This is a genomic window from Shewanella sp. SM69 (genome assembly GCF_025653985.1).
In the GTDB taxonomy this organism is placed as follows: domain Bacteria; phylum Pseudomonadota; class Gammaproteobacteria; order Enterobacterales; family Shewanellaceae; genus Shewanella; species Shewanella oncorhynchi.
Genome location: NZ_JAKKRV010000005.1, coordinates 208,731 through 234,679 on the forward strand (window position 1 = coordinate 208,731; position 25,949 = coordinate 234,679).

General features: G+C 46.4%; 17 protein-coding genes. 12 read left to right on the forward strand and 5 right to left on the reverse strand.

Translation table 11 applies throughout. The annotated features are described in order from the left end of the window. From glgX to L5M37_RS09625, 7 genes are all read left to right on the forward strand, one after another. A complete protein-coding gene (glgX, locus tag L5M37_RS09595) occupies positions 1-2,217 on the forward strand; it encodes a glycogen debranching protein GlgX (protein WP_263200259.1) in 2,217 nt (738 codons plus the stop codon). Beyond that, entirely contained in the window at positions 2,210-4,744 is a 2,535-nt protein-coding gene (locus tag L5M37_RS09600; RefSeq protein ID WP_263200260.1) for a glycogen/starch/alpha-glucan phosphorylase, read from the forward strand. The genes glgX and L5M37_RS09600 overlap by 8 nt, the downstream gene beginning before the upstream one ends. A 246-nt stretch (positions 4,745-4,990) precedes the next feature. Beyond that, positions 4,991-6,253 carry a glucose-1-phosphate adenylyltransferase gene (gene glgC, locus L5M37_RS09605; protein ID WP_006085131.1) on the forward strand — a complete coding sequence of 421 codons (1,263 nt, stop codon included), beginning with the start codon at positions 4,991-4,993 and terminating at the stop codon, positions 6,251-6,253. A 103-nt stretch (positions 6,254-6,356) separates the two neighbouring features. After that, complete coding sequence (locus tag L5M37_RS09610; RefSeq protein WP_263200261.1) at positions 6,357-7,976, forward strand: glycogen synthase; 1,620 nt, start codon at positions 6,357-6,359, stop codon at positions 7,974-7,976. Positions 7,977-8,104: 128 nt separating this feature from the next. Continuing rightward, entirely contained in the window at positions 8,105-11,152 is a 3,048-nt protein-coding gene (locus L5M37_RS09615) for an EAL domain-containing protein (protein ID WP_263200263.1), read from the forward strand. Positions 11,153-11,281: 129 nt separating this feature from the next. Continuing rightward, complete coding sequence (locus tag L5M37_RS09620; RefSeq protein ID WP_263200265.1) at positions 11,282-12,700, forward strand: DEAD/DEAH box helicase; 1,419 nt, start codon at positions 11,282-11,284, stop codon at positions 12,698-12,700. A 240-nt stretch (positions 12,701-12,940) separates the two neighbouring features. Then, complete coding sequence (locus L5M37_RS09625) at positions 12,941-14,047, forward strand: CobW family GTP-binding protein (protein ID WP_263200266.1); 1,107 nt, start codon at positions 12,941-12,943, stop codon at positions 14,045-14,047. Between the two features lie 78 nt (positions 14,048-14,125). Here the strand turns inward: L5M37_RS09625 and L5M37_RS09630 are convergent, their stop codons facing one another. Further along, the gene (locus L5M37_RS09630) at positions 14,126-14,887 is read right to left on the reverse strand and encodes a substrate-binding periplasmic protein (RefSeq protein WP_168823321.1); all 762 of its coding nucleotides are present in this window, start codon (positions 14,885-14,887) and stop codon (positions 14,126-14,128) included. Positions 14,888-15,271: 384 nt separating this feature from the next. On the opposite strand from L5M37_RS09630, the gene L5M37_RS09635 reads away from it, so the two are divergent. Then, entirely contained in the window at positions 15,272-15,796 is a 525-nt protein-coding gene (locus L5M37_RS09635) for a DUF3087 domain-containing protein (protein WP_263200267.1), read from the forward strand. Between the two features lie 100 nt (positions 15,797-15,896). Here the strand turns inward: L5M37_RS09635 and L5M37_RS09640 are convergent, their stop codons facing one another. Then, entirely contained in the window at positions 15,897-17,438 is a 1,542-nt protein-coding gene (locus tag L5M37_RS09640; protein ID WP_263200269.1) for an MFS transporter, read from the reverse strand. Positions 17,439-17,838: 400 nt separating this feature from the next. On the opposite strand from L5M37_RS09640, the gene L5M37_RS09645 reads away from it, so the two are divergent. From L5M37_RS09645 to L5M37_RS09660, 4 genes are all read left to right on the forward strand, one after another. Further along, on the forward strand, positions 17,839-19,194 hold the full coding sequence (locus tag L5M37_RS09645; RefSeq protein WP_263200270.1) for an MATE family efflux transporter: 1,356 nt from the start codon (positions 17,839-17,841) through the stop codon (positions 19,192-19,194). Positions 19,195-19,582: 388 nt separating this feature from the next. Then, complete coding sequence (locus L5M37_RS09650; protein WP_263200272.1) at positions 19,583-21,094, forward strand: hypothetical protein; 1,512 nt, start codon at positions 19,583-19,585, stop codon at positions 21,092-21,094. Between the two features lie 121 nt (positions 21,095-21,215). Continuing rightward, positions 21,216-21,683 (forward strand): DUF6386 family protein, encoded by a 468-nt coding sequence (locus L5M37_RS09655; protein ID WP_251071031.1) that lies wholly within the window; start codon positions 21,216-21,218, stop codon positions 21,681-21,683. 109 nt (positions 21,684-21,792) lie between these two features. Beyond that, positions 21,793-22,146 carry a hypothetical protein gene (locus L5M37_RS09660; protein WP_263200274.1) on the forward strand — a complete coding sequence of 118 codons (354 nt, stop codon included), beginning with the start codon at positions 21,793-21,795 and terminating at the stop codon, positions 22,144-22,146. 11 nt (positions 22,147-22,157) lie between these two features. On the opposite strand, the gene L5M37_RS09665 is transcribed toward L5M37_RS09660, so the two are convergent. From L5M37_RS09665 to L5M37_RS09675, 3 genes are all read right to left on the reverse strand, one after another. Continuing rightward, positions 22,158-23,336 carry an AAA family ATPase gene (locus L5M37_RS09665; protein ID WP_263200276.1) on the reverse strand — a complete coding sequence of 393 codons (1,179 nt, stop codon included), beginning with the start codon at positions 23,334-23,336 and terminating at the stop codon, positions 22,158-22,160. Positions 23,337-23,973: 637 nt separating this feature from the next. Further along, complete coding sequence (locus L5M37_RS09670) at positions 23,974-24,543, reverse strand: lactate utilization protein C (protein WP_263200278.1); 570 nt, start codon at positions 24,541-24,543, stop codon at positions 23,974-23,976. A gap of 1 nt (position 24,544) precedes the next feature. After that, positions 24,545-25,939, reverse strand: a complete 1,395-nt coding sequence (locus L5M37_RS09675; protein ID WP_263200279.1) for a lactate utilization protein B — start codon at positions 25,937-25,939, stop codon at positions 24,545-24,547. Positions 25,940-25,949: the final 10 nt, after the last annotated feature.

Genomic DNA, 25,949 nt, shown 5'->3' on the forward strand with positions numbered 1-25,949 from the left:
ATGCAAAAGCCCACGGCTGATGATATTAAGCTCAACCCTGACGCTAAAAACCACCCATTTCAAAGCGAAAAATGGGCGTTAGGGGTAGGTGAGCCTTTTCCGCTCGGTGCTAATGTTGAGGGCGATGGCGTCAACTTTGCGTTATTTTCAGCTAACGCAACAGCGGTTGAGTTATGTTTATTTGATGACAATGGCGAGCAAGAAATCGCGCGTATTGTGTTAACTGAACAAACCCAGCAAATCTGGCATGTGTTTGTGCAAGGGCTTAAGGCGGGGCAACTCTACGGTTATCGCGTTTATGGCTCCTATGAGCCTCTGCTTGGTCACAGATTTAACCCCAATAAATTATTGCTCGACCCCTATGCACGCCAGCTCGTCGGTGAATATCGCGACCATGAGTCTAACTATGGTTACGAGCTGAACCACATGGATGAAGACTTATCTTTCAGCAAGTTAGATAACGCTGCCCATGTGCCAAAATGCAAGGTCGTGGACATTCGTCCATTAATCGAGATAGCTGCCAAGCAGTCGATTCAGCCCCTTGCGACTAGGTTTCAGCCCAAACCCCTAGAGCGCAGCATCATTTATGAGATGCACGTTAAAGGCTTTACGGCGGTGCATCCTGAGATTGAACCCCATAAACGTGCCACCTTTGCGGGCTTAGCGACTCAGCCTGCTATCGATTATTTGGCCGAACTTGGGGTGACGTGTGTCGAGTTACTTCCTGTACAGGCCTTTTTCACTGAGCCATTTTTGCTCGAGAAAAAGCTCACTAACTATTGGGGCTACAACAGTATCGGCTTTTTTGCCCCTGAGCCGAGTTATCTGTCATCCGACGATATTGGTGAGTTTCGGGCCATGGTGGATGCACTTCACGGCGCAGGTATCGAAGTGATCCTCGATGTGGTCTATAACCACAGCGCCGAGGGGAGTCGACTTGGGCCGACCTTTAGTTTTCGTGGCATAGATAATCTCAGTTATTACCGTCTGCATCCGAATGATAAGCGTTTTTATATTAATGATACGGGTTGCGGAAACACCTTAAATATCAATCATCCACGCATGTTACAGCTCGTACTAGATTCGCTGCGTTATTGGGTAGAAATCATGGGCGTCGATGGGTTTCGCTTCGACTTGGCGGCTTGCTTAGGTCGCGAGGCCTATGGTTTTGATCCCGGCTCAGGTTTCTTCGATGCGCTGTTGCAAGACCCTGTTTTATGCCGAGTGAAATTAATTGCTGAGCCTTGGGATATCGGCCCCGGTGGTTATCAATTGGGCAATTTCCCCGTGGCCTTTAGCGAGTGGAACGACAGATATAGAGACACTATGCGCCGCTTTTGGCGCGGCGATCACTGCATGTTGCCCGAATTTGCTCGGCGTTTTCACGGCTCGGGGGATTTTTTTGAGCACAGTGGCCGTCCACCTGCGACCAGTCTTAATTTTTTAACCAGTCACGACGGTTTTACTCTTAAAGACTTAGTGAGTTATACCCAGCGCCATAACTTGGCAAATGGGGAGGATAACCGCGATGGTCACCAAGAAAACTTCAGCCATCATTATGGGATTGAAGGGGAAACCGAAGATAGCTCAATTCTAGAACTTCGCAGTCGTCAACAACGTAACTTATTGACTACGCTATTTTTATCTCAAGGTGTGCCTATGTTGTTGAGTGGTGATGAGACAGGCCGCACTCAGCAAGGCAACAATAATGCCTATTGCCAAGACAATGAACTGAACTGGTTTGATTGGTCGGCAAAGGGCATGGACACTGAGCTGTTGGCCTTTACTCAACAGCTTATCGCCCTGCGGAAACGTTTCCCGCTGTTATGTGCTAAGCGCTTCATTCACGAACAGTTATTGGCTGAATCCTTAGCCGATATTGGTACTCGATTAGATTGGTTTAGTCGCCAAGGTGAACAAATGACCAAGAGCTTGTGGACCGAATCTATGTGCCGCAGTTTGTCTGTGGTGCTTTCCGGTGATTTAGAAGATCAAGGCAAGCAGCAAGCTTTGCTGTTGATGGTTAATGCCGACGACAATCCTCTCGCTTTTACCCTGCCGACTTTCGAGCACTTGAGTCCGTGGCAATGCCTTATTCATACCCAAACTGAGCCGCCGGATGTTCAGATCTCTGCGACGCGATACTTACTGCAAGATCGTAGTCTCATGCTTTTTCATGCTGATTTTATAGGAAATGAAGGAATTAACTATGAGTGACAAAAGCGAGCTGAGCCCCAATACCAGCGAAAAACCAGTAACACTAGCTCAGTCAAAAGCCGCGAGCAAGAAAGCTCCCGCTAAACGTCAGACTAAGTCTAAAGCCGCTGAGCCCTGTGAACCCTGCGATGCTTTGCCCGCTTCTTTTGAGCGCCATTTACGTTATGGACTCAGCCGTGGCGAAGGCGTGAGCTGCGAATTATTTCAAGCGTTAGCATACAGCGTGAAAGAACAGATGCTAGATAATTGGCGTCAGACTCGAGTGGATGACAGCCATTTTAAGCGCAAGCAAGTGGCATATTTATCCCTCGAATTTTTGATGGGCCGGGCGCTAGGTAATGCACTACTGAGTTTAGATTTGCAACAAGATAGCCGTGATGCCTTGAGCAACTATGCGGTATCGTTAGAAGAGTTAGAAGAGGCCGAACATGATGCTGGTTTAGGCAACGGCGGCCTAGGTCGATTAGCCGCGTGTTTCCTCGATAGCTGCGCCAGCATGGACTTATCAGTGACGGGTTATGGCATACGTTACGAATATGGCATGTTCGCCCAGAAGATAGTCGACGGTTACCAAGTTGAACGCCCTGACCGTTGGTTGCGCGAAGGTAATCCGTGGGAAGTGCGTGTCCCTACCCACAACGTAATAGTGCCATTTTTTGGCCATACCGAATCCTATGTCGATAAACAAGGCCGTAGGCACATTATTTGGGTTGAAACCCAAGATGTGCTCGCCGTCGCCTATGACATGCCAGTTCCTGGTTATCGCAATGGGCGGGTAAATACCTTGAGATTGTGGAAGGCTGAAGCGACCGATGATTTTGATTTAGCTGAGTTTAATCAAGGCGACTACACAGAAGCCGTGGCCCGTAAAAACTTGGCCGAGCAGATCACTATGGTACTCTATCCAAATGATGCGAGCGAGAACGGCAAAGAGCTGCGATTACGTCAGCAATACTTTTTATCCTCCGCTAGCTTGCAGGATTTACTCAAACGTTGGGTGAGTCGTCATGGTCATGATTTTACGCAGTTTGCCGCTAAAAATGTCATGCAGTTGAATGACACTCACCCTAGCATTGCCGTGCCTGAGTTGATGCGGTTATTGATCGACGAATACGGTTTGGAATGGGACAGTGCGTGGGCGATCACCAGTCAGACGATGGCTTACACTAACCATACCCTGTTGCCTGAAGCACTAGAGCGTTGGCCCGTGCGTATGATGGCGCAAATGTTGCCACGCATCTTAGAAATCATTTATGAAATCAACGCCCGTTACTTAGATATAGTCGCCCACCATTGGCCTGGAAATAGTGAGAAATTGGCGAGTATGTCAATTATTCAAGATGGTCCACATCCCCATGTGCGTATGGCGTATTTGGCGATTGTGGCGAGTTTCTCGGTCAACGGTGTCGCGGGTTTACACACGCAACTACTCAAATCTGGGTTGTTTAAGGATTTCTATGAGTTGTGGCCGCATAAGTTTAATAACCGCACTAATGGTGTGACGCCAAGGCGTTGGCTTGCCCATTGTAACCCTGCCTTAGCTAAGTTACTGACTGCCCATTTAGGTCAAGAATGGGTGACAGACTTAAGCCAGTTAACGGCGCTCAATGCTCTCACACAGGACAAGGCGTTTATCCAAAAATGGCGTGATGTGAAGCAAGCCAACAAGGCTTTGCTGGCTAAGATGATTGTTAAGGAATGTGGGGTTGAGTTCGATCCGGCGATGCTGTTTGACGTGCAAGTGAAGCGTATTCACGAATATAAACGTCAGTTACTCAATATCTTGCATGTGATTCATCTCTATCATCAGATCCAGCAAGGCCACACCGAAAACATGGTGCCACGTTGTGTATTGATCGGCGGTAAAGCGGCGCCCGGTTACTTTATGGCTAAGTTGATCATCAAGCTCGCCAGCAATGTTGCTCATATGGTCAATTCCGATCCTATGGTGACGCCTTACCTACGCTTTGCTTTCTTACCAAACTACAACGTCAGCGCCATGGAAAAAATCTGTCCGGGGACTGACTTGTCCGAGCAAATTTCAACCGCGGGCAAAGAGGCATCGGGCACGGGCAATATGAAGTTCATGATGAACGGCGCCCTGACAATCGGCACTATGGATGGCGCCAATATCGAGATGTTAGAGGAAGTGGGCTCAGAGAACTTTTTCCTGTTTGGACTCAATGCGGAGCAGGTCTCGCAGGTACGTAGTCACTATCATCCACGCAGCATTATTGACGATTCACCGGCGTTATCTGAGGTGATGAAGTTACTCAAAAGTGGTCACTTCAATCTGCTTGAGCCGGGGATTTTCGATCCCATTATTGCCGCCATCGAAAGTAGCGACGATCAATGGATGACGGCCGCCGACTTTGACAGTTACCGAGTCGTGCAAGAAGCCGTGGCGCGAGCCTATAAAGATCCGCAGGTGTGGACGCAGATGAGTATTCGCAATACCGCCGCCAGTGGGCGTTTTTCGAGTGATGTGACGATCGCGGGTTATCGCGATGAAATTTGGAAACTGTAGGGGTTGGGCTCTGGGTTATAAGTCTCTTGTTATAGCGGATGAGTATATACCCAAACAACCTGAAGATGCAGGACTCTTATCTTCAGGTTGCTTGGATATAAAGGTTAAGTGTTTGAAAGGAATGCAGAAATCAATGGAAGGAATGGGGGATGCAAGTGAGAAATACTCAGGGGGAGTACGGCAGTGTCTGCCGTATCGATAAGCCATTTATGGGCAATCAGTTTGCCGATTTCGGAGTAAGAGCCTATGTCTAATGTTCGTTATATCAGTAATTTAACTCGTGAAACCTATGCGTTGATTTTAGCTGGTGGGCGCGGGTCTCGCTTGCATGAACTCACGGATTGGCGTGCTAAACCTGCACTGTATTTCGGTGGTAAGTTTCGTATTATCGATTTCCCGCTCTCAAATTGTATCAACTCGGGTATTCGTCGTGTCGGGGTTGTGACTCAGTACAAGTCGCATTCTTTGATCCGCCATGTGATGCGCGGTTGGGGTCATTTTAAGAAGGAGCTGGGCGAGTCGGTGGAGATTTTACCCGCTTCACAACGCTATTCGGAAAACTGGTACCAAGGCACGGCCGATGCGGTATTTCAAAATATCGATATCATTCGCCACGAGCTGCCTAAATACGTGATGGTGTTGTCTGGCGATCACGTGTATCGCATGGATTATGCTGGGTTATTAGCCGCCCATGCCGAGTCGGGTGCAGATATGACAGTCTCTTGCCTTGAAGTGCCGATTGCCGAAGCTGCGGGTTCGTTTGGGGTGATGGAAGTCGATGAAGAGATGCGCATTTTAGGCTTTGAAGAAAAGCCGCTGCAACCTAAGCATTCTCCGGGTAATCCTGAAATGTGTTTAGCGTCTATGGGCAACTATGTGTTTAACACAGAGTTTTTGTTTGACCAGCTCAAGAAAGATGCCTTAAATGAAAGCTCAGATCGGGATTTTGGTAAGGATATTATTCCTGCGATCATCGAAAAACATAATGTGTTTGCCTATCCCTTTAAGAGTGCTTTCCCAAATGAGCAAGCCTATTGGCGCGATGTGGGTACGCTAGACTCTTTCTGGCAAGCGAATATGGAACTGTTATCGCCCACGCCAGCACTGAATTTGTACGATGCCAAATGGCCAATTTGGACTTTCCAAGAACAATTACCTCCCGCTAAATTTGTGTTTGATGACGATGACAGACGCGGTATGGCGCTGGACTCGATTGTTTCGGGCGGTTGTATTATTTCGGGGGCAACAGTGCGCCGTAGCGTATTGTTTAACGAAGTGCGCGTTTGTTCTTATTCGTTGGTTGAAGATTCAGTAGTGCTACCCGATGTAGTCGTGCTGCGCCATTGCAAAATCAAGAATGCGATACTTGACCGTGGCTGCATTATTCCCGAAGGCATGGTGATAGGTTATAACCATGATCACGACAGAGCTAAAGGCTTTAGGGTGTCCGAAAAAGGCGTGACTTTAGTGACCCGTGACATGCTAGGTTTGCCTGTAGGCTATGAATAGTGCTTTGATCATTAAAGTAAATTGATTATTAAAGTAAAAATGGCTTAGGTATAGGCAGCTTAATAAAAGCTGCACAGTTGAAGTAGCGGGAGTATCCAATTAATTGAAACAACGCATTTTGATGGTCGCGGCTGAAAACGGTGCCCTTGCGGGCGCCAAGGTTGGCGGTATGGCGGATGTCATCCGTGATTTACCCGCCGCTCTGGCGGGTGTTGATTTGTGCGCCGATGTGATCATGCCAAGCTATGGCTTTTTAACTGCGGTAGCGAATCAACCACAAGATCTGGGTGAGTTAACTGTGGCCTTTGGTGGTCGCTTGGAGCGAGTGCATGTGTTCTCCATGCCCCATCCCCATGTGCCAGAGGCGATGATTTATCTGCTCGAACATGCATTATGGCAATCCGTACCTGGGCAGATTTATAGCCAAGGCAGTGCCGAGCGTCCTTTCGCCGACGATGCGACTAAGTTTGCTTTCCTTTGCGCGAGCGTCGCGACAGCATTAGTTACTGGCCGAGTGCCTATGCCGACTGTGCTGCATTTACATGACTGGCATGCGGGCTGCTTAGCTATGTTAAGAGCATTCGTGCCTGAGTTCAGTGCTCTCAAAGACATTGAGTGTGTGTTCTCTATCCACAATCTTGCGCTGCAGGGGATACGTCCCTTAAGCCAAGATTCATCCTCTTTTGCTGCTTGGTTTCCCGAGCTGTTTGCCACTTTGACGCAGGGGCAAAAACAGTTAATTACTGATCCCCGTTATCCTTACTGTGTTAACCCTATGCGCATGGGCATAGTGTTAAGCGACAAAGTGCATTTAGTCTCACCCAGTTATGCCAAGGAAGTGTTGCAGCCCTCCAGACCAGAAGCTGGATTCTTTGGTGGCGAAGGGCTAGAGCAAGACTTACAGGCCAAGGCCAATGATGACAAAGTGGTGGGGATTTTAAATGGCTGTGTATATTCGTCAGTATCGGATTTACCCGCTAAGCCACCTGCGCGTATTCAAGTACCCGAGTTCAAGCAATTGCTGAGTGCGGTTGAAACTGCGTTAGTGCAATGGCAGGGGCATCAAACGCAAGTGAGTGGCGTGGACATGATTGCTTTTGCCCGCACCCAAGCTCATTGGCGTCAAGCGATGGCGGAGCAAGTACCGAGTCTGCTATTGACTTCGGTGGGCCGCTTGACCGATCAAAAAGTCTTACTGCTGCGCCATCAATTGCCCTCGGGTTTATCTGTGCTTGAGACCTTACTTAAAGCATTGAAGCAGACAAAACCGACGGCGCTGCTGATTTTACTCGGCAGTGGCGACGCATTGATTACTAAGTCTTTCCAAGCGTTAGGGGCTAAATACGATAACCTATTATTTTTGCAAGGATACAACGAGGCGTTATCCGAAGCGCTGTATCAGCATGGCGATCTATTTTTGATGCCAAGTTCCTTTGAGCCCTGTGGCATCAGTCAAATGTTGGCTATGCGCGCGGGACAGCCATGTTTAGTGCATAGTGTAGGCGGTTTAAAGGATACCGTTGAGGATGGCGTTAATGGTTTTGCTTTTAACGGCAATAGCTTAAATGAGCAAGCCGAAGCGTTTTTGCAAAGGTTGGTGCAAGCCATTGATTGTTTCGAGGGAAAAACATGGCCACAAGTGCGTGCTGCGGCCATGGCACAGCGTTTTGACTGGCATTCTATTGCAGAGCAATATCGTCAACAACTCTATTGCAAAATGTAATGTGGTAAGTCCAAAGTGTGATGCGGCAAAGGGAATTAACGCATGATTTCTAAGTGATTCTGCTACACTTGTGGGGGAATGTTAAAATGGTATCAAGCCCCCTCATTTTTGGAGTCGCTCTCTGAGTTATGGATAAAGGTATTCTCTTTCCGTTAGTACAAAATGCGGCTTTATTGCTGGCGTTGGTCTTTTTGTACGACGTGATCCCTAAAAAACACCAGCGGCAGTATTTCTTGCTGTGGCGCATCATTATTGGGATGCTCATTGGTGGTATTGGTATCACCATCATGAGCACGCCTTGGATATATCAACCGGGCGTTTTTTTCGATACCCGTTCGGTTATTCTCTGTATTTCTGGTCTATTTTTCGGTGGTTTACCGACCTTGGTTGCTGTCGTGATGACGGCGCTGTATCGCATCAGTATCGGTGGCGCTGGTATATGGATTGGCGTCGGCGTGATAGTGTCATCCGGTTTAATCGGGGTGATCTGGCGTCAATATCGTAAGTCTCTGTTAGCCAATATTTCAGGTGGAGAAATTTTTCTCTTTGCCTATACCGTTCATATCGTGATGTTGTTGTGGTTCTTATTTCTACCCGATGGCATAGCAATGCCATTACTCGCCAAAGTGACCCTCCCAGTATTGACCATTTTCCCGATTGCGACTTGGCTATTGAGCCGCTTGTTATCGCGACGTTTTGAATTAGAGGGTGATGAACAAATTCGTCTGCAGGATGATTTTCTTTTTAGGAGCCAATTCAACGCGGGCAATATTGGTATTGCAATAACGGGGATAGATCAAAAGTGGATAAAGGTGAATCCACGGTTATGTCAAATGCTCAAGTATTCAGAAGCTGAATTGCTACGGATGACGTGGGCACAAATTACTCATCCCGATGATTTAGAAGCGGATGCCCTGAAATTTGAGCTTATGCTGCGGGGGGATATCGATAATTACGAGATGGATAAACGTTTTATCGTTAAAGACGGTAGCGTGGTTTACACCCATATGACAGTCGCCTGTAAGCGTGGTGGTAATAATGCCGTGTTGCTTGTTATTGCTGGATATTTAGATATCACCTCACAGGCCATTGCTGACCAAGAGGTACTTGCTAGTCGTGAGCAACTCGAACTGGTGCTGAGCAGTAGCGATCTTGGGGTGTGGGATTGGGATATTCGCAATGATCGTATCGAACGTAACGCCCGCAGCGCCGATATTCTTGGCTGCGATGTTGATATGCTCAACGCTAATAGTCGCCAATGGATGGATGCGATAGTCGCCGAAGACAGGCCTAAAGTGCTGCATTCGATTGAGGCCCATATTCGTGGCGAAACGGCGCAACATAAGATGGAGTACCGCTTAAATACCGTAAATCGTAAGGTGCGGTGGATCCTTGATACAGGTAAAGTCGTGAGCCGCGACGCCAACGATAATGCCCTGCGTATGTGTGGAACCTATACCGATATTACCGACGCAAAACTTATCGAAGAATCCTTAAAGTTGTCGGCACTGGTTTACGATAACAGCTCTGAAGCCATGAGTGTCCTCGATGAAAAGGGCGTGATTATTACCGTCAACGCCGCCTTTAGTGTGATGACGGGTTATCGCGAATTTGAAGTGCGGGACCAACATATTCGGCTGCTTTATTGTGACCTTAATGGCCGTGATTTTTACACTCAAATGAACAATGAGATCCGTGAAAAGGGCCAATGGCAGGGGGAAATGTGGCAGCGGCGCAAAAATGGCGAGGAATATGTCATCTGGTTAACCATCAATACGATTAATGATAAAGAAGGCCATCCCTATCGACGTGTTGCCCTGTTCTCAGACATTACCGATAAGAAGCAAAATGAACATCTGATTTGGAAACAGGCTAACTACGATACGCTGACGGGGTTGCCTAATCGGCGCATGTTGTTGGAGTATTTAAGCAGTGAAGTGAAAAATGCCGACCGCAATCGCAACCACTTTGCCTTATTGTTCTTGGATTTAGATTTCTTTAAAGAAGTGAATGACACCTTAGGCCATGCCATGGGCGATTTACTGTTGATAGAAACCGCGAGTCGATTGAAATCCTGTGTGCGTGATGCCGACGTCGTGGCGCGTCTTGGCGGCGATGAATTTACTGTGGTGTTAAGTTCGATGGAAGACCATAAGGGGATTGAGCGCGTCGCCGAGAATATTTTGCGAAGAATTGCCGAACCCTATGTGTTAGGGGAAGAAACCGCTTATATCAGCGTCAGTATCGGGATTACTTTATATCCCGATGATTCGACCAGTATTGAAGGGCTTCTCAAGCATGCGGATCAGGCTATGTATGCGGCGAAAGATCAAGGGCGTAATCGCTTCAACTATTTCACCCCATCGATGCAGGAATACGCCAAATACCGCATGCGCTTGATCCAAGACTTACGTCAAGCGGTCGTGAATAAAGAATTTGAACTGCATTATCAGCCGATTGTTGCCTTAGCAACGGGTGAAGTGACTAAGGCTGAAGCCTTGATCCGCTGGCATCATGCGGAGCGTGGTGCTGTGTCGCCTGCTGAGTTTATTCCTGTGGCGGAGGATACTGGCTTGATTGTTGAAATCGGCAATTGGGTGTTCGAGCAAGCCGCTCGCCAGAGTGCGGCGTGGCGTCATGAATTAGGGATTGAAATCCAAATCAGCGTCAATAAATCCCCAATTCAATTTCGTGATGAAGGCACGCTGCTCAATGATTGGTTGAAGTTATTGCAAGATCTTAATATTACAGGCGCGGGAGTCTGTGTTGAAATTACCGAAGGCCTGTTATTGGACGCCAGTATGGGTGTAACCGAAAAACTACTGGCCTACCGCGATGCGGGTGTGCAAGTGTCGCTGGACGATTTTGGTACTGGCTATTCGTCACTTGCCTATTTGAAAAAGTTTGACATTGATTATCTTAAAATTGATCAATCTTTTACCCGCCATATCGATACCGATTCAAACGATCAAATTCTCTGCGAGGCGATTATCGTGATGGCCCACAAGTTGGGAATGAAGGTGATTGCCGAAGGTGTCGAAACCGATGCGCAGTGCCAAGTGTTGTTGGCTGCAGGTTGTGACTACGGCCAAGGTTACTTGTTCTCAAGACCTGTGCCTGCGGGTGAATTTAGCCAAAAATACTTACAGGATCCGCTTTTAGTCTCCCATGTCTGAGGAGATATTAACTTAGTGGCGATAATTGCCTATAAAAACGCCGCGGATTTTGCTAGACTCCGCGGCCCCGCGTTGGGGCATTGAGTATCACCTCGCATCAAAGTTTTACTACTTAGCTAAAGAGTCCCTATGAAATTTGAAACACTCGGTTTATCTTCTCCTATTTTGAATGCGATAACTGAGTGTGGCTATCAGCAACTCACTCAAGTGCAAGAGAAAGTGATCCCGCTTGCCTTTGAAGGCAAAGACATTATGGCCTGCGCCCAAACGGGTACAGGTAAGACGGCTTCCTTTGCTCTGCCTGTACTTGAAAAGTTGGCGGCTGATTCTTTAACAAGCGACAGCAATGATAAACCGATTTTACGCGCGTTGGTGATGACGCCAACCCGCGAACTTGCGATTCAAGTCTGCGAAAATATCCAAAAATACAGCCAGTTCCTACCACTGAAAACCTTAGCGGTTTACGGCGGCGCCAACATGAATCCCCAGCGTAAAGGGGTAGAGCAGGGCGTTGATATTTTGGTGGCAACTCCTGGTCGTTTATTCGATATTATCGGCCAATTCCAGTTAGATTTGTCGAGTGTCACGACCTTAGTGATCGACGAAGCCGACCGCATGTTAGACATGGGTTTTGTGCGCGACATTGAAAAAGTGAAACGCTTAATTGCGCCGCAGCATCAAACCATGTTGTTTTCAGCCACATATAGCGATGCTGTCAAACAACTCGCCGAGAAAATGCTGAATGAACCTCAGTGGGTGAATGTTGCTGACACGACTACCGCATCCACAGTTGTGCAGGAAGTCTATCGCGTTGATAAACGTCGTAAAGCCGAGCTGTTGTCAGAACTCGTTGGCCGCAACAATTGGCGCCAAGTGCTGGTGTTTGCCAGCACGAAAGAAAGCGCCGAGCATTTATTACAAGAATTAAAGCTTGATGGCATAGCCGCAGGTGTATTCCACGGCGATAAAACACAAGGCGCCCGTAATCGGGTGTTGGAAGAGTTTAAAGCTGGTAAATTGCGGGTGCTGGTGGCGACCGATGTGGCCGCTCGTGGTTTAGACATTCATGCCTTGCCTATGGTGATCAACCTTGAATTACCTTTCCTCGCCGAAGACTATATCCATCGTATTGGTCGTACTGGCCGAGCAGGATTAACGGGTCGCGCGATTTCGTTTGTTTCACCTTCTGACGATGAAATGCTCGCTGAAATTGAAGCCTTGATTGAGCAGAAACTGCCCGTGTCGGTACAACCGGGTTATGAAGAAGGCACGCCTTTGCCTGCCCGTTACCGTGATGTGCCCGCGGCACCGATTAAGCCTATTGGAAAGTGGAGCCATAAGGCGCCGCAGGATCGTACTATTGGTCAGTCTCGTCAAGGGAAGTACGCGAAAGGTAAAGCGCTGGACAGCAAAGCAGGTGCAGAGAAATCCTCTAGCCGTGCTAAGCCAGCTTCTGGCTCAGGTAAGCCGTTTAATGCAACTAAACCTAAGTCGAATTTGGTGAGCAATAAGTCAGGTTTTGGCTCTCGCACCAATAAGTCAAAATAAGTTAAGTCAAAATAAGCTAAGCACAACAATCAAGGCTAATAAGTGCAAAGTGCCTATTAGCTTAGCCGTTTAACGGTTACCTAGTTTGTTGATTTGACTGTTGGATAGTCAGTTGCATATTTTGCTACATAGCCTGTCGCTATTCTAAAAGCGCATCCTCACCGATGCGCTTTTTGTTGAGCTTCGAAGCCAATACTTCTACACTCGAGCGCCAAGCTTTCTATTCGAGCGAGTTTCCTTATGATTATCAAAGCGATTCCCACCAATATCATCACAGGTTTTTTAGGTGTAGGTAAAACCTCTCTGATTAAGCAATTGCTGGCGACTAAACCCGCGGATGAAATTTGGGCTGTGTTGGTCAATGAATTTGGTGAGGTCGGCATTGATGCGGGGTTACTGAATTCCTCCGATAACGGCATACAAATTCGTGAGGTTGCGGGTGGCTGTATGTGCTGCGCAGCAGGCGTACCTACACAAGTGGCCATCAATCAGTTGATTGCGAAAGCGAAACCTGACCGCTTATTGATTGAACCGACTGGGCTTGGGCATCCTAATGAAATCATTAAAGTACTGAGTGCGCCCCATTATCAGAATGTGATTTCACTGCGTAGCACCCTATGTTTGGTGGACGCGCGTAAGATCCACGATCCTCGCTATCGCGAACATGCAAATTTTATCCAACAGTTGCAAGTGGCCGATGTGATCATCGCAACTAAGTCTGACTTGTATGATGCTGAAAATACTAAGTTACTCTATGAATTGCAGACTTATTTAAGCCATATTGAACGTACTGATATTCCTGTAGTGAGCCACTCAAATCAACAGCCTTTACCTAGCGCTTTGCTGGACTATCTTAACCAACCAAGGCGCGTGTCACTCAATATAAATGGGCATGCTAGCGCGGGCCTAAAGCTGGGCAGCCTACCGACGACTGCCCCAAGCTTGTTTCGTGCTGGTGTTTCTCGCTTGAGTGAGTTGAGCCTCTTTGCCGAAGGTGCAATCGAAGCCGCACTTGATTTTGATGATCGCGGTATAGTGCGAAAGCAGAATCAAGGTGAAGGTTGTTTTAGCTGCGGCTGGGTGTTTGAACCGAGTCAAGAATTTGATTTTGATAAATTAATGGATTTTATTCAGCGGCAAGCTCAGTCATCCAACGTTGGGCAAGTGTTGCTTAGATTAAAGGCTGTGATGATCACTACTGATGGAATTGCGGGATTTAACTGGATTGACCATGAGTTTACTGTAGTTGAACTCGATGACACCTTAGATTCCAGACTAGAAATGATTACCATGGACGACGTTAATTGGGACGAGATTGAGCAGCAATTGATTGCTTGTCTTAGCTAACAGAGTTCCCCATCACTCTTTATTACAGGTGTGAGCAAAGATAAGAGGGGCGGATTTGGCGGGAACAGTAAGGTTGGATCAGTAAGGCAAGGTCACGCGGTATTTTTGGCCGAGTGTCGTGAGTGTGCCATTCTGGATCATCTCCTCGAAGAAGCTGTCAAAACGAGTTCTTAGCGGATCAAATTTAGCTTGTTTCGGAAAAGCCATAAAGCCGTCTCGCACATCGATTATCGGCATGATTGGCGTAATTGCTTTAGGGATTTTGATTTGGGCGAGCACTGCATTTGTATTGCGACTATTGGTGGCGAGTAAATCTAAATCACCCCGCGAAAGCCGTTCTATGCCACTTTTAATATCGACAAATTCATTGATATTTAATGATTTAGTTTGTTCAGTAAACCTTGTGCCATAACTCCAGCCCTGCATTTTTCCAATCCGTTGCGTTTTAATACTGGCATAGTCGCCATTCCACACTATTTCATTGTCTGCCCGAGCATAAAACACCATATCATCGCGGTAAAATGCCTTCGCCGCAAAAACCAAGTTGGCATTACGCTCTGGGGTATCGTAGGGACCTATAAGAATATCCGCTTGGCCACGTTCAACCATAGAGATAGCGCGGCGCCATGGGGTAATTTGATAGTGAATGTTCACACTTTGCTGCTGGGCGAAGCGATTCAAAATATCGACACCTAAGCCGGTATATTCTCCATTGGCTTGTAGTTCAAAAATTTGACTGAAACTCGAACCCACTGCGAGCAGGTCTTTGGCCTGTGCAGTCAAGCAAAGGCTGCTGAGCGCCAAAAGGACGACTTGTGCAAAGCCTTTGCTGAGTATCATGGCATTCCTTGTGTGGTTTGAATGCGGGGGGTTAGAACACTGTCTCTCGTAAAAGCGGCGATATCATTATGCAATTCACTAGGGTTAAGGTTAGCAAATTTTACCCAGATTTGATTGCACGTTAACATTTTAATGTTTTGAAATAAATGGAAGATTAATCGTAAGGGCATTAAGCCGTTGATCTTCAATCGATACATCATCCTATCCCTCAGCCTGCTTAGTTACGCTTAAAGGTTTCAGTTTGTATCGCTCGCGGATAAGGGGGAGAAATGTATTTTCGTTATGCGTTTAAATCAGTTAAGGCCGAATAAAGGGGATTGCGGTATGCTCTGCCATTGATTGATTTATACGCCAATGCTGGGCGGTTTATTTGAGCGGGATGTTATGAAGCTGCAGGAAATAGATAAAACCTTGTATCGTAAAAACATGAATTTATTCATTGTGATTCTAGTTGTTAGCTTAGTCGTGTTATCGCTGATTTTTGGTACTGGACTCATTGCGCTGTTTGGGGCGACGCCAGTGCCAGGTGAGCCAACAGGTAATTTTCACTTGAATCTCTTAGGCGTAATTTTCAGTCTGGGTCTGTGTAGCGCCGTGATTTACAACTTAAAAGACCGACCTTTTTTCAGTGAAATTTATTATGTGTGGCAATTAAAGCAACTCCATAATCGTATTTATCGTAAGTTGATAAAGATTAAAGCCGCTGCAGCGCAAAATGACGTGAATGCTTTGATTATACTGCTGTTTTATTACACCAGTTTAAGGCAAGTGTATGAACTCGATGACAATACGCTGACCTTGCCGGCACTGACTCAAGATCTCAATCGTTTGAATGCACAAATCGAAAGCCTAGGCTTATTGCTGTCGCCCGAACAATTTACGCCTGAATTGCTGACGCGTCCTTTCTGATACTGATGAGGCAATATGAGGATCGCTCCTCACCTTGCCATCATCTAGCCCTTATCTTTTCTTTGTCGTCCTTGCCCAGAATGAGGTCAGCGAGTTTCACTTAGGCGGCTTGCTGGGCTCTTTGTAGTGTGAGTAACCACTTACCATAGATGTAAATTCCTACCGCTGAGATAGTCCCTATGGCGGCTATGATGTACCACGCCATGCCAATGTTATGGCTGTGGTATAGCAGTTGGGTGAGATCGTGTGCGTTTTCACCTGTGTAACTCACCAAAGTGGTAAAGGCTTCACCTTGGGGAATGGCGCTGACCTCAGTGCTGTTCATGCCGCGCTCTAGCAATAAATCCCGCGAAAACAATTCCTTTGATGCATAAATCTCATAGAGTTTAGGGCCAAAGTAGCCTTCTAATCCCCAGCCGATCCCTTGGGGCAACATCACAAATCCCAAGTACATGGCTTTTTTGCCTTCGGGAGCAATATTACCCATAAACTCGTTTTTCTTCGGGCTAATCATCATTTCGCCAATGGAGAACATGGCTATCGCGAATACGATAAACCATGCCGCATGGAAAGCACCGATAAACACAAAAGCTAAAATACTCAGCAAACAACCAATAAACATAGCGGTAGTAATACGGTATTTAGCCGTCAGCGCGGCGACGATAAAACAGCTGGTCATTATCATGCCCGCATTAAGGTTTAACATGCCTTCGGGCATCACCTTAGTGCCTTCGTTATTGAGGCCAAGCCAAAATTGCAGAATACCGTTACTGGTGCCTTCGCTGCCAAAGAGAGAGGTGACGATTACGCTGGTATCGACCCATTCGGAAATATGGATAGGCAGCACATCGAATAGGGCATTGTACAAGAACCAAAAGCCTGCAAATACCAGCATATAGTAGATTACAATCGGTTTTTTCAGCTCGCGCCAAGCATCACGCCACAGGGATTCTTGTTCGACTTCACCCGATTTTATTTGCTTATTGCGTTCCAGTCGCTCGGCTTTACCTGGCTCGGTATAGGTGAGTAAGAATAAGAAGTTGAGTGAGATAATCGCGGCGCAGGCGAAAAATACATTGTCCCACGACAATTGGCGCATATGCACGGCAACTAAAGGCCCGAGGAAACCGCCAATGTTTACAACTTGGTAAAAAATGCCCCAAGCCATTGAAGTGTTGTTGCGATTAGTGGACAGCACTAAGGTGCCTTGAATGCCCGGTTTAAATATCCCTGTGCCTATGGCAAGGAGTAATGCACCGACAAGGAAGCCCCAAAAGCTGGGGAAGAATGCCATGACGAGATAGCCAAAGATTTTAATGATGGTGGAGCCGAAGATGGTTTCTTTGTAGCCCACTCGGTCAGACATGCCACCGGTGAACACGGGCACAAAGGTTTGCATGATCGCCCAGAGGGAAATAATAATGCCGTAGTCACTCAGGCTGATCCCAAGGCCGCCCGCAGACTCAGGCGCTTTAGCGTACAGTCCTGCACTGGCTTTGACGCCGTAGTAAGCGATACGCTCGACTAACTCCATACCGCCAACTAACCAAAACACATAACCTAAGCTAGTAATGGAGGCCCACATGCCGAGCTGTTTGACTTCTCGCAGATCGTTGCCTGCATTTGGACTATTCTGACTCATGTCCTTCCCTTATTATTGTTATTGAATTTATTTCTATTTAACCCATTAATTATCAAAAGCTTAAATTTATAAAGTTAATGATTTCATCTTGCTTAAATACGTTAATGGGCTTGCTTGAACGGATACTTTACCTAATTCGGCCTTAAACACCAAAAAAGTAGCAGAAAATGATGAATTAACCCACATCTGTTATTGAACTGTACTGAGTTTGTCATTTGGCTGAAATTGGACTGTTTCTTCTTAAGTCATTGTGATGATTAATCTTTATTGTTAATTATTCACAATGAACATGCTTTGAGTTCTCGCTATTTTTAGGTACAATCCATTGTCGCATTTTTGTTCACCCGATCATTTTTCTAGATAGATACGACTCTAGCCCCCCTTTTTGTGAGAAACGCTAATGACAGCAACAACATCTAATCATGCTTCTGCGGATATGAGCTTGCTCGAGGAGCCGATTGCGAAGCTTTTTTGGCGCTATACCATACCCACCATAGCCTCTATGTTGGTCACGGGCGTATATGTGACAATTGATGGCATCTTTGTTGGCCACTATTTAGGTGAAACAGGGCTAGCGGGGATGATGCTAGCTTACCCTGTAGGCGCGATTTTATACGCTATTGGCGCCATGATAGGTATGGGTAGCGCGGCATTAGTGTCAATCAATCTTGGCCAAGGTAATGTAGTCAAGGCCCGTAAACTACTGGGTAATGCCTTTACGTTATGTTTATTAACGGGATGCTTTTTTGCCCTTGTTGGTGGGATATTCTCGCGAGATATTTTGGTTGCCCTTGGGGCGCAAGGTGAGATGCTCGAAAATGCTAACGAATACTTATTCTGGTATTTTGCACTGTGTCATTTTCCCATAATTTCAATGACCTTCACCACACTGCTGCGTAATGATGGCAGGCCATCCATGGTGACTTGGGTACTGATTTTGGGTGGTGTATTAAACACTTTCTTAGACTGGCTGTTTATTGTGGTTTTCCCCTTTGGTTTAGCAGGTGCAGCGATTGCGACTATGTTGTCGCAGGCGGTAACGGGGCTTTTGTGTTTGCAGCATTTTTTCAGTCCGCACACTCAGCTTAAAATCACTTTTGAGCAGATGAAGCTCAAGCTCGATAATTGCCTTAATATAGCCCGCGTTGGTTTCCCCAGCTTTTTGATGAATCTCTATTTGTCGATAGTGTTAACCCTGCATAATACGGCTTTTTTGTGGGTTGGCGGCCCATTACATGTGGCCGCCTATGGTGTGGTGAGTTACACCGAAGCGTTTTTCTATCTGATTTTTGAGGGCATTGCGCTTGGAACTCAACCTATTTATAGCTTCAACGCGGGAGCTGGGCGTTTCGATAGGGTTAAACAAGCGCGCAATATTGCCTTTGGTATGACGTTACTCACCGCAGCTTTAGGTTTAGCGCTGATTTATTCTCGCCCTGAATGGTTAGTGTATTTGTTTGCCGGTGATAATCCGAATTTAACACCAGTGGCGATTGAAGGTATGCGCTGGTATTTTTGGGGCTTGCCTATGGAAGGCTTAATCTTAGTCGGTGCGAGTTTCTTCCAAGCTATTAACTGTTCGAAACAAGCTTCTATGCTGACGGGCGCTAAGCTTATTCTTATCGCTGCGATCATCTACTGCTTTGCATGGGCGTTCGGCGTGATTGGTGTGTGGGTGTCGCTCGCGACCTGTAGCACTATCTTGACGATATGGATGTTTTACGCCATGAAGCGAGTCGAGGCACGTCTGCATTAATCCTTGCTTTGGGTTGTATTGGTTTCGCCTGATATATTGAGAAGACAAGGGGCGAGGCAAGTAACCTGTAGCTGTGGCATAAGTGTTTAGTTTTACGTAAATTTTACAATTGGGGCGATTAATGGCCCCGATTGTAATTGCCTGCATATCTTTCGTCGTTAAACATGACTTAGGGCTAGCGTGGGATGATGGCCTCTGGTACATTTCGCTGGTTTAATCTGCAATCAAAAATGACTTATCCAAGTGTGCTGTTGAGCCGAGGCTATAGCCCTCAATTAACAGACTGAGTTCGCTTAGGCTTTTGGGTCGATTGATTGTTGATATGACTGGGTATTGAGCCGAATGACTCGCTCGTTGATTTTAGTAATTTATGTTTTATGAGGCCCTTATGCGCACCACTGCAGTCATTTCCATGCTGTTGCTTGGCGTGTTAACGACAGTTAATGCCAGTGCCAAAGAGAATGAGTTAGTGTTTGCCAGCGACTTCGAAGGCAATCGTTTATCTCAACCTTGGTCGTGGATCATGGGTTGTCAATTTGAAGGCGCTGAACCTCACACAGGTGAAAGTGCGCTGCTTTGCGTCGAAGGCAATAGCAGTATCGTCAGTAAGTATCCTATTTCTGAAGCGGGTCTATTAGAGTTTTGGGTCAAAACCCAGAATACTCAAACCCAATATCGAATCAATGTATTGACCTCTCCGGTATTAAAGCTCGATGCCCAGTGGCAGCATGTTGCTTTAATCGATATCACCCCTGGGGCTAACGAATATTTAGCACACCGAGTGTCTATTGATGATCCGAGTCGCCAATATATCCGTCTTGATATTGAGGCCATTAATGGCCCTATCAGTTTGGACGATTTGAGCTTAGGTAAAATTCGCCTTGATATGGCCCTGCAAAAAAATGAGCAGAAAATTATCGGCGGGATTTTAGATAAGCTGAAAGCTGACAAGAATTACGAAGTGCAGTCTGAGTCATTTCGTACTTTAGGTAAAAATTATGCCGCCCAGCTAGAGAGCCAAAGACAATACCTCGAGTACTCGAATGCTATTTATTCAAGTATCACCTTTGTGTTGGCGACGTCTGAACGCAATAAAATGTCTAACCCTATGGGATATAACACCTTTAGGTCGGTTTTAACTGACGCTAAACGTGTGGCATCACCTCTCCAACAGGCGCGTTTAGGCTCTATGGTGAAACCCTTTGGTGACTTGGCTACTGCCACCTTAAACGTGGTTAGTGCCGGTGCGTATTCCGCCTTTGCCGAACCCTTTAAGTCATTCTTAGCTGCGACTTTTGATCGCTCTAATTATGACAACAGTGACTTAAGCCGTAGTGATAAAAAGTTTGCTGAAGAAAATGGCCTGAAAATTTATCAGCAGGCCGAACGGTTTATGTCTGAAATCGAAAAAGAACTGCAACAAGTCACTGCACTTGACAATGATTTAGTCAGTATGCAGAAGAACTTAGATAATTTCCGTAAGGATCTCGATAAGCATCTGCGCAGTTACTTACAGCATGCCAGTATTGCCCGCACACCTGAAAATTACAGCCGAGTGATGAGTAAAGACGAGCAGGCACGCGCGCTGGTGATTGCCGAGGCGAGTGCCAATATCAGTGCTAAAGCTGAGGCGCTATTGGCTTCGAACAGCAATGCAGAGTTAGTGCAGTACATGATTAAAACCACTGAGAAGATTGATGAATTTCAAGAGTTCAAGGAACGTTTTAATCAGATCACTTCGGTCATGCTGACCTTCTACGACAAATTTGAGCGCTCAATTGCCGCCGAGCAAAACCCCTTTACCGATCCTAGCGATCGCGCCGTGTGGGAGCAGCACGCAAAAAGCGCACGTAATTACATTCGCCAGTCGAAAGAAGCGTTCACCAAAGCCTTTATGTAAAGGATTGTTGTAAGTAAGTGGTAGTAACGGCCTAAAATTATGGCGATTTTTCTATTTTAGGTTTGGAGTTATCAAGGATAAAACAGGTAGTCAGAATCATTTCTGTTAGTGGGCAAGGATGATGAGTAAACCCTATACAACAACTCGGTTTGACACAGATACCGCCACAATGGCGATATTTGATCCCGCGGCATTAACTCATCGCTGTGAAGATACGGCTGATTGGTGGTCTGTGCCGAGTGACGAAATTTTGGAAATCAATCAAGGTCATGTGCTATTCGTAGGACTTGGCGCCGATGGCTGTTATGAGGTTGAAATTTTCCGTAAGCTAGGTGAGGCTGGGCTCAATTCGAATTATCTCTCTGCAAACTTAACAGTATTGTCAGGGTGCCTGTATATTGGCGCCGCCGAGCAAGTTCCAGCAGGAGATCTTGGGCCTGAAACAACCTATGGCGGCGCTTTAATTTATGCTGTGCGAGGGAATATTGAGGTGAGAGTGTATCGGCTTACACCCCATAAACTGGTGGTTGAATATGAGTCAACCTCAGAAGATGTACTAAACGAGTTTACGTCTAGCCCATTACTTTAAGCGGCTTACTTTATTCGCTACCATTTTTAATCCCTATACGGGCTGTTAAACACCAAAGGTAACTTGTTAATCATCAGGGGTAAAAAAGCAATTTAACATTATGAGTTCTATGATGAATAATACTAAATGGCGCGAATGTATGACGCTGTTAGCTTCTCGTCCTTTGTATTTGCAACTACAGTTGGTCGGTGAAGAGGACTTTCCTCTCGATTATGAAGCCTCAAATCAAGTGTTATCCGAGATCATGGCTACTGATTGTCTTTTTGTGCAAAGGTGTATTCGCTATAAATCCATTAACGCGATTAGAATTGCGAAAACCGTTTTTCCCGCCGGTTTGGCGGATGACAATGTATTTCTGCTTGCTGAATTAAAAATCAGATTACAGCAACTCGGCCAGTTACCACTAATTGAAGACGATCAGTTTATTGTTATTCATGGCTATCATGACCTCATGGTTTGTTGAATCCAGAGCATCTACACTGGCTTACAACACACACCATATCTTAAGTTCGCTCTGCGATGGAGTTCATAGACTTCACAACCTAACAATGGCTCAGTTCTATTAAGAACTGCGCCAAAACGCTCAAAGTAGTCTTCATTAACTTGTTTTGCACTGATAAGTGGTACTTCAATACTGACATCTACACGACCTTTACGTATCAACGCTGGGTCAAGATTATCAGGATGATTTGTGGTCATTATTACAAGGCAGTCATCAAGAGGAATGATTCCGTCTAACGCGTTTAGAACGCCACCTAAAGTGAGTGGTGGGTTATCTACATTGCTTTCAGCAGTTCGTGATACCGTAGCCTTTACACAGTCACAGTCCTCTATTAACAACATAGCTCCGGGCGGTACTTTTCTAATCGCCTTATGAATAGTGGCATCATTTACAGTCGATAGATTCAATATGTAAAGATCGCGATGATACTCAACCGCTAAGGCTCTCGCTATACCCGTCTTACCTGTACCCGTTTTGCCATGTAACAGTATGGTTAGCTTACTTACAACCGATTTTCCCCTACTGGCGAAGTTATCAACTTCCCTCATCAACTCCTGCTTAAACCCTTCATCTAGCACTAATTCAATAAAACCCGATGATTTCAATGTGCCATAGCGACACCATTCGGTTTCTTCGAAAATATTCACTTTTGGCTCTGTAGAGATGTCTCCACGAGTATGTTCTAAAAAACTGTATAGTTTATCTTTTGCCCACCATGGTGCACTTACAGTAATAGTATCGTATGCCATCGTACTATCGACCTTAGATCGGGTAGCCAACATGAAACAACCACCGTATTTAAACAGGTGCATACCGTAGCCGATAGACTTAACACTGACACGCCCGTCGTAACTCACACTATAGTCATAGTACACAGCCTCAGAGATAGAGCGTGAAAAAAACGGAATAGTAGTATTACTGATCAAAAAGGACAGTTTATTGAATACCTCTGTGCGCGCCTGATGACTATCGTCTATAGTGAGCCGCACAAACAGCAGACTACTTAGACAACTTAACAGCTTCGTGGGGACTTCTTTTAGCATATAGCCTACGAGTCCAATTAACGTTAATGTCAATACTCCAACAATGACAGCCGTCAACAAAGGATCACCATTGGTGAGTGCCTTTATTTGTAGTAATACCTCGTTCATTTACTCACCTTTACTATAAATGCCTAATGGACATAGTCGAGAATACAGCCAACCGAGTCGAGGATACTACCAAGGTATCCTCAGTATGTGCGCTATCGCACGTGGTTAAAGCGACTTGATAAAGATCTCCTGCTTATCACTAACGATTGCCTTAGAACGTAGTGATATCACAATTTAAATCAACATCTTAATGTTGGATTTATATTTAAGTGTTCACTAACGTATGCAGATAAATGTTAGGGACGGCGCCGTTCATCAAAGAGCAGGACGGGACGACCCTCCTGCATCCACTGATTTACTTGAACAACATCCGCGTTTAACTACCAGTTCGCCATCTGATAGGCAGGACGCCTGAATGTCGTGCAATGCAGGGATGCATGAGAACGACCATGGCTCTCGTTCATAAGCTTAGAGGCCCTAGGTTTCTATTCACCAAGTCGGCGAACGAATGCCATGGCAAGCCTGTAAACTGTTAGTCAATAAACGTTAATTAGTAAGCTGTGTTAGTGGTTTATCAGCCTACAAATCAAATATCATTCAGCGAGTCTCAATAAGAAAGCCGCTAATGAAGGCGGCTTTTGTGTTTCGATTATTCCATAACCTTTGAATTTTCTTGGTTACATTAAATCTCGAGGCATTAGAGCAAATACACGTTCAAGCTGCAGGCGCCGTGGGCGCCGACGACGAGGGCTTGTTCGATATCGGCGGTTTTTGATGGACCCGCGATAAATACCCCGAACTCACCTGAGGCTAACGTGATTTCTTTAGCTGCCTGATGTAGGGTCGGCACAATCTTATTCGTTGGCAGGGCTAAGATCAGGTTTTCACAGATAAAAGGTGTCACTCTGTGGCCTAGATTCTTATTGTTAACCCAAATGGCACCGTTTTCGGCAACGCCAATGTCACCTGGGATCACTGCATAATCTATGTTTTTGAGCTCGTGGGCAGTGGGTGGCATTTCACGGTTTGCCGTGACACCCTCTACAAGGGAGATGACCTGTAACCCTTGGGCGATAAGTTCATTGACTTTGGCTTGCAGGGCTTTGATGCCACCTTCTTTATGCAGCGTACCCGCGACAGTATTGAGGTTGGTCTCGAACTGGCCGACGAGATTTTCGACTCTTGGCGTCACATCTATGCTTGGCATAGGATGATTTGTTAAGGCCGACAGTTTGAGCGCATTGAGAATTTCAAGTTTACTAGACATCTTATAGGCTCCTGTGTTTCTTAAACCAAGCTTCGAAGCTGGAGTTCGGGGCAACGGGCAGTTCACGGTATTTACCCCATGCACCGCTAAAGGGTTTTAACAGACTACCCGGTAGAATGCGCAGCGCAGTTCTCGCCACACTCATAGAGCAGTTAAGCATGGTTTCGCTTGCCATAAATTTACCCACTAATGGCATGTAACTGTTTTTGCCATAGGGGAGTTTTCCGGCTTCAGCCTTAAGGCGTCTGTGGTGGAAAATAATCTTATCGAGCGGTACCTTAGTCGGACAGATATAGGTACAGCTGCCACACAAGGTACAGGCCCAGGCAATCGAGTTCGTGTCATCAATCTTAGCGCCCACTGCGATACCAATTGGGCCAGGGATAGTGTAGTTGTAGCTGTAACCGCCGGAGCGACGATACACAGGACAGGTATTGAGGCAACCACCACAACGAATACATTTCAATGATTCTGCGAGGATTTTATCCTTGAGCATCTCAGTGCGGCCATTGTCGACGATAATAATGTGCATCTCACCTTTGGGCTGTGGGCCACGGTAAAAGGCGCTATAAGTCGTGACAGGTTGGCCTGTGGCGTTGCGCGCCAGTGTGCGTAGCAAGACGGCTGCGCTATCGATATCGGGCACCACTTTGTCGATGCCCATTGAATGCAACTGCAACTTAGGCAGGTTAGCACCCATGTCGGCGTTGCCTTCGTTCGTGCAGACCACCACGGCGCCTTTATCGGCAATCGCCATGTTCACGCCTGTCATCGCGGCATCGGCGCTAAGGAACTGTTCACGCAGGTGGGCACGGGCGGCGCGGGTTAAATACAAGGGATCGGCTGCCCCTGCTTTAGTGCCGAGTTTCTCATGGAAGAGTTCGCCGACTTCTTCCTTTTTCATATGGATAGCGGGCACGACTATGTGTGATGGTGGCATTTTGGCGAGCTGAATAATCCGCTCACCTAAGTCGGTGTCTATGACTTCAATGCCACGTTGTTCTAAGTACGGATTGAGGTGACATTCCTCGGTCAGCATAGACTTAGACTTCACCAACTTTTTGACTTTATGGCGGGATAAAATGTCATGCACGATACGATTGTGCTCTGCGCCATCTTTCGCCCAATGGACTTGTATGCCGTTGGCGATACAGTTTTGTTCAAAGGTTTCAAGATATTGAGCAAGATGGGTTAGCGTGTGGAGCTTAATTTCTGAGCCAAGTTGGCGCAGTTGTTCCCATTCTGGGATGCTACCCGCGGCGCGGTCGCGTTTTTCTCTGAGCATCCACAGCGCTTTTGAATGCCAGTCGACACGGGTTTCGTCGCGGCAAAAAATATCGGCTTTATGGGCATGGACTTGGGAGCCATTAGCCCCGTGATTATGATTGTAAGCCATGGTGAGTCTC

Excerpts from the sequence above, each read along its gene's own strand:
- L5M37_RS09620 (WP_263200265.1), top strand. The coding sequence starts at position 11,282 with ATGAAATTTGAAACACTCGGTTTATCTTCTCCTATTTTGAATGCGATA.
- L5M37_RS09645 (WP_263200270.1), top strand. The coding sequence starts at position 17,839 with ATGACAGCAACAACATCTAATCATGCTTCTGCGGATATGAGCTTGCTC.
- L5M37_RS09635 (WP_263200267.1), top strand. The coding sequence starts at position 15,272 with ATGAAGCTGCAGGAAATAGATAAAACCTTGTATCGTAAAAACATGAAT.
- L5M37_RS09650 (WP_263200272.1), top strand. The coding sequence starts at position 19,583 with ATGCGCACCACTGCAGTCATTTCCATGCTGTTGCTTGGCGTGTTAACG.
- L5M37_RS09600 (WP_263200260.1), top strand. The coding sequence starts at position 2,210 with ATGAGTGACAAAAGCGAGCTGAGCCCCAATACCAGCGAAAAACCAGTA.
- L5M37_RS09660 (WP_263200274.1), top strand. The coding sequence starts at position 21,793 with ATGATGAATAATACTAAATGGCGCGAATGTATGACGCTGTTAGCTTCT.
- glgC (WP_006085131.1), top strand. The coding sequence starts at position 4,991 with ATGTCTAATGTTCGTTATATCAGTAATTTAACTCGTGAAACCTATGCG.
- glgX (WP_263200259.1), top strand. The coding sequence starts at position 1 with ATGCAAAAGCCCACGGCTGATGATATTAAGCTCAACCCTGACGCTAAA.
- L5M37_RS09625 (WP_263200266.1), top strand. The coding sequence starts at position 12,941 with ATGATTATCAAAGCGATTCCCACCAATATCATCACAGGTTTTTTAGGT.
- L5M37_RS09640 (WP_263200269.1), bottom strand. The coding sequence starts at position 17,438 with ATGAGTCAGAATAGTCCAAATGCAGGCAACGATCTGCGAGAAGTCAAA.
- L5M37_RS09630 (WP_168823321.1), bottom strand. The coding sequence starts at position 14,887 with ATGATACTCAGCAAAGGCTTTGCACAAGTCGTCCTTTTGGCGCTCAGC.
- L5M37_RS09665 (WP_263200276.1), bottom strand. The coding sequence starts at position 23,336 with ATGAACGAGGTATTACTACAAATAAAGGCACTCACCAATGGTGATCCT.
- L5M37_RS09670 (WP_263200278.1), bottom strand. The coding sequence starts at position 24,543 with ATGTCTAGTAAACTTGAAATTCTCAATGCGCTCAAACTGTCGGCCTTA.
- L5M37_RS09615 (WP_263200263.1), top strand. The coding sequence starts at position 8,105 with ATGGATAAAGGTATTCTCTTTCCGTTAGTACAAAATGCGGCTTTATTG.
- L5M37_RS09655 (WP_251071031.1), top strand. The coding sequence starts at position 21,216 with ATGAGTAAACCCTATACAACAACTCGGTTTGACACAGATACCGCCACA.
- L5M37_RS09675 (WP_263200279.1), bottom strand. The coding sequence starts at position 25,939 with ATGGCTTACAATCATAATCACGGGGCTAATGGCTCCCAAGTCCATGCC.